This is a genomic window from Allokutzneria multivorans (assembly GCF_039537405.1).
GTDB lineage: Bacteria > Actinomycetota > Actinomycetes > Mycobacteriales > Pseudonocardiaceae > Allokutzneria > Allokutzneria multivorans.
Map to the genome: position 1 here is coordinate 526,482 of NZ_BAABAL010000006.1, position 13,434 is coordinate 539,915.

At 69.4% G+C, this 13,434-nt stretch carries 15 protein-coding genes; 7 read left to right on the forward strand and 8 right to left on the reverse strand.

Annotation, left to right across the window (positions count from 1 at the left end; genetic code table 11):
- Nucleotides 1–51: 51 nt before the first annotated feature.
- The 3 genes from purL to purS are packed head-to-tail and all read right to left on the reverse strand — an operon-like array spanning nucleotide 52 to nucleotide 3,253.
- The gene (gene purL, locus ABD798_RS12385) at nucleotides 52–2,343 is read right to left on the reverse strand and encodes a phosphoribosylformylglycinamidine synthase subunit PurL (RefSeq protein ID WP_344873921.1); all 2,292 of its coding nucleotides are present in this window, start codon (nucleotides 2,341–2,343) and stop codon (nucleotides 52–54) included.
- Entirely contained in the window at nucleotides 2,340–3,017 is a 678-nt protein-coding gene (gene purQ, locus ABD798_RS12390; RefSeq protein WP_344873922.1) for a phosphoribosylformylglycinamidine synthase subunit PurQ, read from the reverse strand. The genes purL and purQ overlap by 4 nt, the downstream gene beginning before the upstream one ends.
- Nucleotides 3,014–3,253, reverse strand: a complete 240-nt coding sequence (gene purS, locus ABD798_RS12395; RefSeq protein WP_344873924.1) for a phosphoribosylformylglycinamidine synthase subunit PurS — start codon at nucleotides 3,251–3,253, stop codon at nucleotides 3,014–3,016. The genes purQ and purS overlap by 4 nt, the downstream gene beginning before the upstream one ends.
- A gap of 188 nt (nucleotides 3,254–3,441) precedes the next feature.
- Here purS and ABD798_RS12400 point away from each other — a divergent pair, with 188 nt between their 5' ends.
- Nucleotides 3,442–4,434, forward strand: a complete 993-nt coding sequence (locus ABD798_RS12400; RefSeq protein ID WP_344873926.1) for an NAD-dependent epimerase/dehydratase family protein — start codon at nucleotides 3,442–3,444, stop codon at nucleotides 4,432–4,434.
- Between the two features lie 62 nt (nucleotides 4,435–4,496).
- On the forward strand, nucleotides 4,497–5,132 hold the full coding sequence (locus ABD798_RS12405; RefSeq protein ID WP_344873928.1) for an MBL fold metallo-hydrolase: 636 nt from the start codon (nucleotides 4,497–4,499) through the stop codon (nucleotides 5,130–5,132).
- On the opposite strand, the gene ABD798_RS12410 is transcribed toward ABD798_RS12405, so the two are convergent.
- Together ABD798_RS12410 and ABD798_RS12415 are read right to left on the reverse strand one after the other, a co-directional pair.
- Nucleotides 5,074–5,757, reverse strand: a complete 684-nt coding sequence (locus ABD798_RS12410; protein WP_344873930.1) for a DUF2334 domain-containing protein — start codon at nucleotides 5,755–5,757, stop codon at nucleotides 5,074–5,076. The genes ABD798_RS12405 and ABD798_RS12410 overlap by 59 nt on opposite strands.
- Before the next feature lie 74 nt (nucleotides 5,758–5,831).
- Nucleotides 5,832–6,722: a phosphoribosylaminoimidazolesuccinocarboxamide synthase gene (locus ABD798_RS12415; RefSeq protein ID WP_344873932.1), complete on the reverse strand. Its 891-nt coding sequence runs from the start codon at nucleotides 6,720–6,722 to the stop codon at nucleotides 5,832–5,834.
- A gap of 110 nt (nucleotides 6,723–6,832) precedes the next feature.
- Here ABD798_RS12415 and ABD798_RS12420 point away from each other — a divergent pair, with 110 nt between their 5' ends.
- The gene (locus tag ABD798_RS12420) at nucleotides 6,833–7,321 is read left to right on the forward strand and encodes a DUF6973 domain-containing protein (RefSeq protein ID WP_344873934.1); all 489 of its coding nucleotides are present in this window, start codon (nucleotides 6,833–6,835) and stop codon (nucleotides 7,319–7,321) included.
- 127 nt (nucleotides 7,322–7,448) lie between these two features.
- A complete protein-coding gene (locus ABD798_RS12425) occupies nucleotides 7,449–7,895 on the forward strand; it encodes a hypothetical protein (RefSeq protein WP_344873936.1) in 447 nt (148 codons plus the stop codon).
- A gap of 4 nt (nucleotides 7,896–7,899) precedes the next feature.
- Here the strand turns inward: ABD798_RS12425 and ABD798_RS12430 are convergent, their stop codons facing one another.
- From ABD798_RS12430 to ABD798_RS12440, 3 genes are all read right to left on the reverse strand, one after another.
- Nucleotides 7,900–8,493, reverse strand: a complete 594-nt coding sequence (locus ABD798_RS12430) for a TetR/AcrR family transcriptional regulator (protein WP_344873938.1) — start codon at nucleotides 8,491–8,493, stop codon at nucleotides 7,900–7,902.
- A gap of 202 nt (nucleotides 8,494–8,695) precedes the next feature.
- On the reverse strand, nucleotides 8,696–10,129 hold the full coding sequence (gene purB, locus ABD798_RS12435) for an adenylosuccinate lyase (RefSeq protein ID WP_344873940.1): 1,434 nt from the start codon (nucleotides 10,127–10,129) through the stop codon (nucleotides 8,696–8,698).
- A gap of 149 nt (nucleotides 10,130–10,278) precedes the next feature.
- The gene (locus tag ABD798_RS12440) at nucleotides 10,279–11,049 is read right to left on the reverse strand and encodes a PIN domain-containing protein (RefSeq protein WP_344873942.1); all 771 of its coding nucleotides are present in this window, start codon (nucleotides 11,047–11,049) and stop codon (nucleotides 10,279–10,281) included.
- Nucleotides 11,050–11,355: 306 nt separating this feature from the next.
- Here ABD798_RS12440 and ABD798_RS12445 point away from each other — a divergent pair, with 306 nt between their 5' ends.
- The 3 genes from ABD798_RS12445 to ABD798_RS12455 form a co-directional block, all read left to right on the forward strand.
- On the forward strand, nucleotides 11,356–12,099 hold the full coding sequence (locus ABD798_RS12445) for a hypothetical protein (protein ID WP_344873944.1): 744 nt from the start codon (nucleotides 11,356–11,358) through the stop codon (nucleotides 12,097–12,099).
- Between the two features lie 341 nt (nucleotides 12,100–12,440).
- Nucleotides 12,441–13,127: a hypothetical protein gene (locus tag ABD798_RS12450; RefSeq protein WP_344873946.1), complete on the forward strand. Its 687-nt coding sequence runs from the start codon at nucleotides 12,441–12,443 to the stop codon at nucleotides 13,125–13,127.
- Nucleotides 13,128–13,303: 176 nt separating this feature from the next.
- Nucleotides 13,304–13,434: PHP domain-containing protein (locus ABD798_RS12455; protein ID WP_425549209.1), on the forward strand; the 131-nt coding region annotated here is incomplete at its 3' end.

Sequence of the window (13,434 nt, forward strand, 5' to 3'; positions counted from 1 at the left end):
CGACGGGGCCGCCTCCCGACTGGGAAGCGGCCCCGCCACAACGTGCGAGTGCTAGTCGAAGAGCGCGGGAAGCGTGCTCTCCCAAGCGGTGCGCAGTTCGTCGAGGCCGAGCGTCGCCACGTCCTGGATGTCCAGGGCCGCGGCGTCGGGGTCGACGACGCCGATCTTCGTCCACGGCAGTCCGCGCACGGTGCACATGTCGGTGAAGCGCAGTTCCTCGCTGCGCGGCACCGCAACGAGCACCCGGCCAGCCGACTCGGAGAACAGCATCACGAACGGATCGGACTCCGAGGGCAGAACGACGCGAGCGCCGGTCTCCCCGTGCAGGCACGACTCCACGAGGGCCTGCACGAGGCCGCCCTCGGAGAGGTCGTGCGCGGCGGAGAGCATGCCGTCGCGGGAACCGGCCGCCAGGACCTCGCCGAGCAGCTTCTCGCGGGCGAGGTCGACCTTGGGCGGCTGACCGCCGAGGTGGCCGTGCACCACGTGCGCCCACTCGCTGCCGCCGAACTCGTCACGGGTCTCGCCGAGCAGCAGCAGGGTCTCCCCCGCCTCGTTGCCGATGCCCGAGGGCACCCGCCTGCGGACGTCGTCGAGGACGCCGAGCACGCCGACGACCGGGGTCGGCAGGATCGCCGTGCTGCCGGTCTGGTTGTAGAAGCTGACGTTGCCTCCGGTGACCGGCAGGCCCAGCTCGACACAGCCGTCGGCGAGGCCGCGAACGGCCTGCTCGAACTGCCACATGACCGCCGGGTCCTCGGGCGAGCCGAAGTTCAGGCAGTTGGTGACCGCGAGCGGGGCGGCGCCGGAGACGGCCACGTTGCGGTAGGCCTCGGCCAGCGCCAGCTTCGCGCCCACGTACGGGTCGAGCTTGCAGTAGCGGCCGTTGCAGTCGGTCGCCAGCGCGATGCCGCGACCGGTCTCCTCGTCGATGCGCAGCACGCCGGTGTCGTTGGGCTGCGCGAGAACCGTGTTGCCGCGCACGTAGCGGTCGTACTGCTCGGTGACCCACCCGCGCGAGCACAGGTTCGGCGAGGCGATCATCTTCAGGATCGTCTCGCGCAGTTCCTCCGGGGTGGACGGTCGAGCCAGCGCGTCAGGAGCGTTGGCGATCAACGCATCCTGGTCGGCCGGGCGCTCGATCGGCCGGTTGTACACCGGGCCCTCGTGCGCGACGGTGCGCGGCGGGACGTCGACGACGGTCTGGCCGTGCCAGTCGATCACCAGGCGGTCGCCGTCGGTGACCTCACCGATGACGGTGGCGATCACGTCCCACTTCGCGCAGACCGCCATGAAAGCGTCCACATTGGACGGTTCGACGACCGCGCACATCCGCTCCTGCGACTCGCTGGAGAGGACCTCGGCCGGGGTCATGCCCTCGGCGCGCAGCGGGACCAGGTCGAGGTCGACGTGCATGCCGCCGTCACCCGCCGAGGCCAACTCCGCTGTGGCACAGGACAATCCGGCGCCACCGAGGTCCTGGATGCCGACGACGATGCCCGACTGGAACAGCTCCAGGCAGCACTCGATGAGCACCTTCTCGGTGAACGGGTCACCGACCTGGACGCTGGGCAGCTTCTTGCGCTTGCCCGCGCTCTCGTCCCCGGAGAAGGTCTCCGACGCGAGCACGGACACGCCGCCGATCCCGTCCAGCCCGGTGCGCGCACCGAACAGGATGATCTTGTTGCCGGTCCCGGAGGCGTGCGCGAGGTGCAGGTCCTCCACGCGCATCGCGCCGACGCACAGCGCGTTGACCAGCGGGTTGCCCGCGTAGGTCTCGTCGAAGACGACCTCGCCGCCGATGTTGGGCAGGCCGAGGCAGTTCCCGTAGCCGCCGACGCCCGCGACGATGCCCGGCAGCACCCTGCGGGTGTCCGGGGCGTCGGCGGGGCCGAAGCGCAGCGGGTCCATCACGGCGAGCGGACGCGCGCCCATCGCGAGGATGTCGCGCACGATGCCGCCGACGCCCGTCGCGGCGCCCTGGTAGGGCTCCACGTAGGACGGGTGGTTGTGGCTCTCCACCTTGAAGGTGACCGCCCAGCCGTCGCCGATGTCGACGACGCCCGCGTTCTCACCGATGCCCGCGAGCATGTGCTCGCGCATCTCGTCGGTGGTGGTCTCGCCGAAGTACTTCAGGTGCACCTTGGAGGACTTGTACGAGCAGTGCTCGCTCCACATCACCGAGTACATCGCCAGTTCGGCGTCGGTGGGGCGACGGCCGAGGATCTCGCGGATCCTGGCGTACTCGTCGTCCTTCAGGCCCAGCTCGCGGAACGGCTGGGGGGTCTCGGGGTTCGCCGCCGCGTTCTCGACGGTGTCGGCGAGGTGCTCGGTTGTCGTCACGCCTTCACCACCGCGTCGAGAACGGACAGGAACATGCCGAGGCCGTCGTCCGTCGGCCCGGTCAGCGCGTCGATCGCGTGCTCGGGGTGCGGCATGAGCCCCACCACGCGCCCGCGGGCGTCGGTGACCCCGGCGATGTCGTTGCGCGAACCGTTGGGGTTGCCCCCGACGTAGCGCATGACGACGCGGCCCTCGGCCTCAAGTTCGTCCACAGTGGACTGATCAGCGACGTAGCGGCCCTCGCCGGACTTGAGCGGGACGAGGATCTCCGCGTCCGGCTCGTAGCGGGTGGTCCACGCGGTCCCCGCGTTCTCCACCTTCAGCCACTGGTCGCGGCAGACGAAGTGCAGACCGGCGTTGCGCAGCAGCGCTCCCGGCAGCAGCCCCGCCTCGCAGAGGATCTGGAAACCGTTGCAGATCCCCAGAACCGGCATGCCCTTCTTGGCGGCGTCGATCACCTCGGTCATCACCGGGGCGAACTTCGCGATCGCCCCGCATCGGAGGTAGTCGCCGTAGGAGAACCCGCCGGGGACGATGACGGCGTCCACCCCGCGCAGGTCGTGGTCGGCGTGCCAGAGCGGCACCGCCTCGGCCTCGGCGTAGCGCGCGGCGCGGGCCGCGTCGACGTCGTCGAGGGTGCCGGGGAAGGTGATCACCCCGATCCGTGGGCTCATGATTCGACCCTGCGGACGGTGAAGTCCTCGATCACCGTGTTGGTCAGCAAGGTCTCGGCGATCTTGGCGAGCGCGGCGTCGTCGACGGAGTCGTCGACCTCCAGCTCGAATCGCTTGCCCTGGCGGACGGAGCTGACCCCGTCGAAGCCGAGGCGCGGCAGCGCGTTGGCCACCGCCTGTCCTTGTGGGTCGAGGATTTCCTGCTTGGGCATGACGTCAACGACGACACGGGCCACTGGTCGCACTCCCGGTTTTTGCGGCTCGGCGGGCAGCCGCAGACTACCTGACCAGCGGGTTCGAACCTTCTCCAGAGTTGGTGCTCACGGGCGTGAGCTGCGCCGCAGATCAATTTCACCTGTTCGCCGTCCGTTCGCCCTCCGCGAGAGGGATGGCCCGCTCCGGTTCCGCGAGCCAGGCTGGATGCATGCGGGTACTCGTACTAGGTGGAACGAAGTTCCTGTCCAAGGCCGTCGCGACCGAGCTGGTGCGGCGCGGCCACGACGTCCTCTGCGCGGCGCGGGGCGCCTCGGGTGAGGTCCCGGCGGGCGCCAAGCTGATACGCGTCGACCGCAACGACCCAGAGGGCTTCGCGCCGTTGGCCGGCGAGCACTTCGACTCCGTCATCGACGTGGCCACGATGTCGCTGACCTGGGTCAACGAGGCCCTCGAAGCGCTGGCCGCGAACGCGGGCCACTGGACCTTCGTCTCCTCGATCAGCGTCTACGCCGACCACGGCCCCCTCGGCCAGGACACCTCCGCCAAGACCCTGGAACCGCTGCTGGAGACCACCGACGCGCGGACCCCGGCGGACAACCCGGCGGCCTACGGACGGATCAAGGTCGCCAGCGAGAACCGGGTGCTCGAAGCGCTCGGCGAGCGCGCGTTCATCCCCCGCCCCGGCCTGATCACCGGGCACGAGGACTGGTCGGACCGCTTCGGCTACTGGCCCGCGCGCTTCTACCAGGGCGGGCGGGCCGTGGTCCCGGACTCGCCGGAGCAGCCCGCACAGTACGTCGACGTCCTTGACCTGGCGAACTGGCTGGTCGACGCCTCGGAGCAGCGGTTGGGCGGCGTCTTCGACGCGATCGGCCCGATCACACCGCTCCCGGAGATGATCGCCGAGATCGCCGAGGTCGCTGGGCAGGACATCGAGCTGGTCCCGCTCGCGGAGGCGAAGCTGGCCGAGGCCGGGGTGAACCCGTGGGCGGGAGCGCGGTCGCTGCCGCTGTGGGTGCCCGGCAACCACGGCATGCTCGCCCACGACCCGAAGCCCGCGGCCGACGCCGGGTTGCGTCACCGCTCGCTGGGCGATGCCACCAGGGCGGCCTTGGAGAACGAGCTGAGCCTCGGCCTCGAGCGCGAACGCCGTTCCGGCCTCACCCATGAGGAGGAGGCCGAGCTGCTGCTCCTGTCCTGACCGCGTGCGGCGGGCCGCTCGGCCGGCCCGCCGCACGGCCGTCGCGCTCCTAGACTCGGGCCATGCGGATCACCCACTACGGCCACTCGTGCGTGCTGCTGGAGACCGGATCGGCGCGCCTGCTGCTGGACCCCGGCACGTTCTCCTCGGGCTTCGAGGGGCTGACCGAGCTGGACGCGGTCCTGGTGACCCACCAGCACTTCGACCACCTCGACCTGGAGCGGCTGCCCGACCTGCTCAAGGCCAATCCGCGCGCAGAACTGGTGCTGGACAAGGGTTCCGCCCCTTCGGTGGTCGATCTCGGCGCGCCGCTGAAGGTCGTCGAGCCCGGCGAGGTGCTGAGCATCGGCGGTGTCCGGGTCGACGCGGTCGGCGGGGATCACGCCACGATCTACGGTGCCCTGCCCGGTATCCCGAACCTCGGCTACGTGATCGGCGACGGCGCGTTCTACCACCCCGGTGACGCGTTGTTCGTGCCCGGCCAGGACGTCGACGTGCTCGGCCTGCCGACCGAAGCACCCTGGCTGAAGCTCGCCGAAGCGGTCGACTTCATGAACGCCGTCGCCCCCCGGGTCGCGGTGCCGATCCACGAGGCGCTGCTGGCCCGGCCGGAGCTGTACTACGGCTGGTTCGACCGGCTCAGCGCGGAGAAGACCGAGGTCCGTGGCCTGAAGCACGCCGAAGCGGTGGAACTCTGACCTCCGCGTAGGTCCCCGGGATCGCGCCGTCGCGCAGCGCGTCCTCCACCGCGTCGAACAGCGCCCACCGGTACGGGTGGCGGGCGAGGTCGGCGGCGTCGACGGTGATCCGTACCAGCTCGGCGCGGCGCGGGATCATCGCGAACTCCGCGCGCTGGCCGATGCGCCGCACGCGCCCGCGCCAGTGCGTTCCAGTCTTGAGGTCGTGCACGCCGTTGGCATCCGCGCAGACCGTGAAGCCGTGGCGCCGCAACGCGGTCATCGTGCCCAGCGACACCGTCTCGTCCAGCAGCGCGAAGCAGTCGGTCACCAATCCACGCACCTCCAAGGAAGCCACCGTCGCGATCAGCCGCAACCCGGCCTCGTGCGCGGGCAGCGAAGGCTTGCGCCTGGCCCTCCGCTGCTGCGGCACGAACACGGGAGAACGCCCGAAACCGTTGAGCACCAAGGCGTCCCCGGTGCTCCGGCGGAATCTGACCCAGCCCACTGCTGACTGTTCGGGCAGTGGGTTCACCAACAGGGACAACGGGACGCGGAGCCGGTCCAGCTCGTCGGCGACGGACGCGCAGTGCTCAAGGGAGCCCGCGTCGACGCCGGAGAGCGAGACCAGGAGCCTGGTAGCCACGCCCCCAGTGAGCACGACCGAGGTGACCAGCGGCTTTACCCCAGGTGAGCGCGGAAACCCGGTGCGGCGAACTCTCAGGCGGGTGAGGGCCAGTCCGCCATCGAGCGGCCGGTGATCATCTCGTAGGCCCGCAGGTAGCGCTCGCGGGAGGCCTCGACGATCTCGGCGGGCAGAGCGGGCGGCGGCGTGTCGCTCGCACGGTCCCACCCGGAGGCGGGCGAGGTCAGCCAGTCGCGCACGAACTGCTTGTCGAAGGACAGCTGCGTCCGGCCGGGCTCGTAGCCCTCGGCGACCCAGAACCGCGAGGAGTCCGGCGTCAGCACCTCGTCGCCGAGCACCAGCGCACCGCCGGCGTCCGTGCCGAACTCGAACTTCGTGTCGGCCAGGATCACGCCGCGCTCCAGGGCGTGCTCGGCCGCGCGCGCGTAGACCTTCAGCGTCAGCTCGCGCAGCCGCTCGGCCTTCTCCTGCCCGACCTCCTTCACCACGGCCTCGAAGGAGACGTTCTCGTCGTGCGCGCCGATCTCGGCCTTGGTCGCCGGGGTGAAGATCGGCTCGGCCAGCCGCGAGGACTCCACCAGCCCGGCGGGCAGCTCCACGCCGCACACCGCGCCCGTGCGCTTGTAGTCCGAGAGACCGGAGCCGGTCAGGTAGCCACGCGCCACGCACTCCACCGGCTCCATCGCCAGGCGCCGCACCAGCAGCGCGCGGCCCCGGACCTCGTCGGGGATGCGCGGGTCGTCGTGCGCGACCAGGTGGTTCGGCACCAGGTCGGCGAGCAGCTCGAACCAGAACACGCTCATCGCCGTGAGCACGCGCCCCTTGTCCGGGATGGCGGACTCCAGCACGTGGTCGTACGCGGAGATGCGGTCCGAGGCGACCAGCAGGAGGTGCTCGTCGTCCACGGCGTGGAGCTGGCGGACCTTACCTGCGGCGATCTGCGGGTACTCGGCAAGCGTTGGCACGGGCCAACCCTAGACGGCGCTCACCTTCAGCAGATCCCGAAAGGCTTGGGGATCACCCCTGCCTGCAACAGACTTGAGCTCGAATCCCCTGTCAGAGGAGGAAAATCGCCGTGCGCCGACCCCTCTCAGCCCTCGCGTTGACCGCCGTCGCAGTGTTCGGCTTCACAACCCCCGCCTCCGCCGGCCCCCAGGCCATGGCCGAGCTCAACGAGAGCGAGCGCAAGATCTGCGCGGAGAACCCGATCCGCTGCCTGGCCGCGCTCGCGGTCGCCAAGGTCGCCACGGACGAGTCCACCTCCGCGTTCCCCTCGCAGTCCTACGACGGGACCCAGCGCGACGCCGCGCGGCACTGCATGTGGCAGTCCCTGCTGAGCGCCGACCACGGCAGCGCCTACGCCAAGCGCTGGGGTGACGCGCACGAGGAGAACCCCGCGCCCCCGGCCAGCCACGAGATGGACTTCCACAACAACGCCGTCGCCAGGGCCTGGGGCGGGCAGCTCGCGCGGAACAAGCTCGTCGCGCACTGCACGACCTCGGCGCGGGCGGCGGCTTTCAAGGACTACGGCGACAAGCAGCGACTGGTGTACATCGTGAAGTGAGGTCCCACAGAGGGTGACGACGCGCAAGGCAGAACTTCCACCGATCGAAGCCCCGCATCGACGGCCGACGTTTCCGCCTGCGCCAGTAACGTCATTATCTCCGACTGAACTCCGAGGGAGCGCATCCATGTCACCAGGCCGGCTGTACCGCAGCCTCGCCGTCCTGCTCTGCGGCTTCGCCCTGCTCGCGACCGGCACCACGGCCATGGCGGCGACCCCGCCCCCGGCGGTGGCGCAGGGCTCGCCGTTCTCCGTGTTCGACTACTACCACCTGCCCGGCAGCGACAAGATCGGCTGGTCCCCGGTCGACAAGGCCGTGAAGTACCACGTCCTGGTCGTGAAGACCGGGCAGCCGACGACCACCTTCCGCACGGTCAAGGCCACCGACGACCAGTTCTTCGAGATCCTGGTCGGCAAGAAGTTCAGCCCGGACCGGGCGGCCCCGAACACCGCGTACGACCTGCGGGTCCAAGCGGAGTTCAAGGGCGGCCGCACGAGCGAGCTGTCCAAGGAGCCGATCGTCTACACCAAGGCTCCGGACTCCGGATCGCTGCTGGAGAGCATCGGCTCCTGAGGGGTCACTGCCGGGCCAGCGCGACCGAGAGGTCCACGACCAGCTGGTCCGGCACGTCCTCCCCGCGCAGCCTCCGCTGCTCGAAACCCTGCACCAGCGCGCCGATGCCGAGCGCGAGCTGGCGCGCCCGCTCCGGCCCGATCACCGCGCCGCTCTTGTCCGCCCTGCCCACCAGGGCCTCGGCGAACTGGTGGTCCGAGCGCTGGGCGATCTCACGCAGGCGCGTGCTGACGACCGGGTCGCTCTGCGCCTGCCCGGCCAGCTCCATCTCGAAGGCCAGCAGCTGCGCGGCCTCCTTGGTACCGGCCGCGCACAGCCGCCCGTGCACGTAGACACCGATGACCTGTTCGAGGCCGAGCCGGGGGTCCCCCAACTGGCGCAGTTCGGCGATCACCCGCCAGTGGATGTCCTCCACCACGGCGACCAGCAGGTCCCGCTTGCTCCCGAAGATCGAGTAGATGGCGCCCGTCGTCAGCCCTGCCCGCCCGGCGATCATGCCGAGCGAGGCGCCGCGGTGGCCCTCCTCGACGATCACGTCCCGCGCAGCGTCCAGCAGGGCGGCGCGGTTGCGCGCTTTGCCTTCCAAGCGAGCGACCACGCGGACGACCCCCTCGACACCACAACGCTTGAGCGGAACTTGACCTCCGCACACATTGTCGGGTCGCCCCGCCGCGCGGTACCCCACTGCATCCAGGGTCCTGATTTAACCGAATAAGGTTCACGTACGCGAACCAGCGCTGCTCGATCATTCGGTGTACGCACGGTTGACGGCCGTTCGGCCCAGCGATTGAACTCCGCCGCTACAGAATCGGTTCCGGTGCGTACCCGACGGCCTTGGGGTGGCGGTCCATGACCTCCTCGACCCGCTCCACGACGGCGCCGACCTGAGCCGACGCGGCTCCGGTGAAGGGCAGCCGGTCCGCGAGCAACCGGTCCAGGTCCTCGCGCCCGAGCGGGAACCGCTCATCCGCCCCGAGCCGGTCGAGCAGCTCGTTGCGCTCGGTCCCCCGCTCGCGCATGGCCAGCGCGGAGGCCACCGCGTGCTCCTTGATCAGCTCGTGCCCGGTCTCCCTGCCGACCCCTGCGCGGACCGCCGCCATCAGCATCTTCGTGGTTGCCAGGAACGGCAGGTAGCGGTCCAGCTCGCGGCTGATCACCGCGGGGAACGCGCCGAACTCGTCCAGCACCGTCAGGAAGGTCTCGACCAGGCCGTCGAAGGCGAAGAACGCGTCCGGCAGCGCGACCCTGCGCACCACCGAGCAGGACACGTCGCCCTCGTTCCACTGGTCGCCCGCCAGCTCGCCCACCATCGAGGCGTACCCGCGCAGGATCACCGCGAGCCCGTTCACGCGCTCGCAGGAGCGGGTGTTCATCTTGTGCGGCATGGCGCTCGACCCGACCTGGCCCGGCTGGAAGCCCTCGGTCACCAGCTCGTGGCCCGCCATCAACCGGATCGTCTTCGCCAGCGAGGAGGGCCCCGCCGCGAGCTGCACCAGCGCCGTCACCACCTCGAAGTCCAGCGAGCGCGGGTAGACCTGCCCGACGCTGGTGAACACCGCGTCGAAGCCCAGGTGCTCGGCGATCCGCCGCTCCAGCTCCAGCAGCTTCTCGGCGTCACCACCCAGCAGGTCCAGCATGTCCTGCGCCGTGCCGACCGGCCCCTTCACGCCCCGCAACGGGTAGCGCTCCAGCAGGTTCTCCACCCGCCCGAACGCCACCAGCACCTCATCCGCCGCCGTCGCGAACCTCTTGCCCAGCGTCGTCGCCTGCGCCGCCACGTTGTGCGAGCGGCCCGCGATCACCAGCTCGGCGTTCTCCGCCGCCAGCTTCGCCAGCCGCTCCAGCAGCGCCACCGCGCGGTCCCTGACGAGCTCCAGGCTCAGCCGCACCTGGAGCTGTTCCACGTTCTCCGTGAGGTCGCGGGAGGTCATGCCCTTGTGCACGTGCTCGTGCCCGGCCAGGGCGTTGAACTCCTCGATCCTGGCCTTCACGTCGTGCCTGGTGACCCGCTCGCGCTCCGCGATCGAGGCCAGGTCGACCTGCTCGACCACCCGCTCGTAGTCCGCCACCGCGCTCGACGGCACGTCGACACCGAGGTCCGCCTGCGCGCGCAGCACGGCCAGCCAGAGCCTGCGCTCCAGCACCACCTTGTGTTCCGGGGACCAGATCCGGGCCAGCGCCGCGGAGGCGTAGCGGTTGGCCAGCACGTTCGGGATGCGGGGCTTCGAGCTCACGCCGAAGAGCCTAGGCGAGGGCCCCACGCCCAGCTCAGCAGCTCCGGCGTGAGGTCGCGAACAAAAAAAGACCCGGCCCTGCGTTTCCGCAAGAACCGGGTTCGGTAGCTAGACCATAACACTCATCAACGCGATCATCAAATCTCTTCTCACCACCCAGTGGGTCTCGCGTGCGATCCGACCTGGGAGGGCATCTGGTGCGCGCGGAAATCGTCGGAGCGGAGCCGACGCCACCAGTGCCCTCCCACTCCGTCGGCAGCGCCGCCGCGGAGGTCCCCCGCCGTCGGCATCGCATGTGGATTGACCGTGGCGACCGGAACCCATGTCCGAGCCATCTTCAACGGGAGGCTCAGATCACTGTCGTTGGAGAACACCATGGCCGCGTCGACCTGGTGGGTCAGAACATCGACCAACAGGTGGTTGACGACGTTCACGTCAGACCCCTTCTCCTCGAAGGTCGCGACCGACGCCAGCAGCGCTGGTTCTCCCTGGGGGCCGATGACCTCCCGCACGGGCAGCCAGTCCGGCACCTGATCGCCGCCGGGGGAGAACACCTGACGCGGGCGACCTCCGCTCCTGTCGACGAGCAGGCCCGTGCTGGTGCGGGGCATGTACTTGCCGTAGGCGACAAGGACATTGCCGCAGTGGTGCTTCAGCGCTCCGATGTAGGTCTCCTGGTCGGCGAGCGAACTCGGGTCGTTCTCGCGCTCGCGCAGCGCGGTGCAGTACACGATTCGGTCAAGGACGGGGTTGGGCCAGAGCCGGGGGTTGATGAGGCTCGTCGCCAGGCCGCCGATGTCCAGCCAACGCCACCCCGCCGTTCCCTTCCCGCAATGGGCACGCGCGCCGTAGTAGACGTTGAACGCGTCGACGTAGACGCCCACTCTGGTCGGTCGCTTGACGGCATTCGGATCGATCACTCGGGGCAAGATAGCCACATTCACAGTTTGCGCCCCTGGCAAACCGTCCCCCAATAGCATGCTCTTCGCCCGACGATTCGCGACAAGGGCGGAAACGAATCACCGATAACACTTTCCAAGTTGGCACATAAAACGACAAAGCCGCAGCTCAGGGCCGCCCACGCAAAAGAAAACCGGAGAGCGGCCTACTGGCGGCTCTCCGGCTTGGGAATTTAGCGTTGAACGCTGCTGCAAGTGTAGCACCCCATGACCGCAGCATCATCTACTTCAACGCGATCGCTGTCCGCCGACCCCTACGCGCGCCACGTGACAGCCCGGCTCCTGGACTACTTCGCCGACACCACGCCGTGGCCGCGTCGGCTCTGGGATGCCAGCAGCGCGCTGGCGTTGCGCGAGGCGGCGGAGGCAGGTGACTGGGTCAGCACGCGAGTCCTCTCCCCGGGCGCGGTCTCCTGGTACCTGCGCGCGCTGGAACGGCAACTCGGCCCGGACAGAGGGCTCGGCGATTCGCGACTGCGCCAGGAGCTCACGACGCTCCTGCGCTCGGGACTGGCACCGAACAGCCGCGAGCGGCGGCGGCTGGTGCAGCTGATGCCTTTGATCACCAACGGATATCTCGGGCGTTGGGCGGGTGCCGTGGACTCGACGAAGACGCTGTCCCCCGAGCGGCTCGCTCGTGCGGTGGCCACACATCTCCTCGACTGCGGGCACAGCTCCGGCTACCTGCACCGATGGGCGCGCGCCTTGAGCACGGATTCCGACGCCACGCTGGCCGACTTGCTGCACGATGCCTGCCGCCTTGCGGATCAGGACGATCGCGCGTTCGACGTGCTGGTGCCATTCGTCTCGATTCCGGACAAGCAGTCGCTCGCCAAGCACTTGCCGGAATGGGGCTCGCCGTCGCGCGCTGCGGCGTGGTTCGCCGAGCAGAAGATCGACCATCCGCCTAGGCCCTGTCCTGCAAGTGGTTGCGCTGTGCGTTCCGGTCACGGTGTCGCCGAGGTTCGGGTGTCTTCAAGACCAGCAAACCCCTCTGTTGATCATCGCTAACCGCCGCAAACCCTGCGGTCTTGCGGGGTTTGCTGTCGTTGAAGACGACTGGGGCGGGGGTTGGGTGGTCTTGAAGACCTGCAAACCTGACGACTTACCGGACAGGGCCTAGGCACAACGGCGCCTTCCGCTATATGTTCACCGCGAAGGACGTCGTGGCCGCGGCGCGAGAGGCGGGAAGCAGGGTGCGCCGCCTCGAAGCACGCCGTTCTTACTCACGCCGCGTCACGAAGCGCCTGGAGCCGTTGGGCAAAGTGTGGATCGCAGGCCACACGACGCCACTGCCCCTGCTCCCACCTGAGCGCGGCATCAAAATCCTCTCCCTGGAGAGCGAAGGAACCATGTACGCCGTCAACCGCAGCGACCGGCTTGACGAAGCATTGGAGTTGGCGTCGCAGCTGAACTCCGGAACAGAGGCTTCAGCGGTCTCGGGAGCCTGGGCGGCGATCGAGTCGTTGCTGTTCCACCCCGGCGACAAAGCGGACGTCGAAGAAGGCCGTGCCGTTTCGGCGGACCGCCTCGCCGGGATCATTGCGTGCTCGTGGCCTCAAGCGGAGCTGACCACCTTGGGGTACAAGCACAAACCGCTCCAACCGGACCAGATCTCGAAACGGTTGAAGTCCTGCCGCACGAGCGTCGAGCGCTGCGAGGTGGTGGCGGAGGCGCTGGTGGCGGGGACACCGCTCGCGCTGCCCTCCTACAACGACATCGCCGCCGCTGAGCGGATGAGGGCCGTGCTGCGGGCGCCGCACGGCCAGCTGATGGACGTCCGGCACGTCTTCCAGGGCGTGTTCCGGCGGCTCTACCGGCAGCGCAACATCGTCATGCACGGTGGCAGCACCGCCGCCATCGCGCTGGACCCGGCGCTGCGCACGGCCGCACCGCTGCTCGGGGCCGGGCTCGACCGCGTCGTGCACGGGCGGTTGAGCAGGGGGATCGACCCGCTCGAGCTGGCCGCGCGGGCGGAGAACTCGCTCGCACTGGTCGGCGACCCGCTCGGACCAGCGGTCACACGGTTGCTGGAGTAGGGCCGCTTTCCCTTTGGCAGCAAGGAGTCCCGCGTGACCCGGACGCGCCGGAGCAGGGTCCGTGCCATCACGGTGAGCAACGAACTAGATTGGGTCGGTCGCTAGCTCTGGGAGGTTCGCCGGTGTCGGCTGGGTCTGAGTCGTTCGTCCACCTGCACGTGCACACCGAGTACTCGATGCTGGACGGTGCGGCGAAGATCGCTCCGCTGTTCGCTGAGGCGCAGCGGTTGGGGATGCCAGCGGTGGGCATGACCGATCACGGGAACATGTACGGGGCGGATCAGTTCTACCAGCAGGCGAAGAAGTT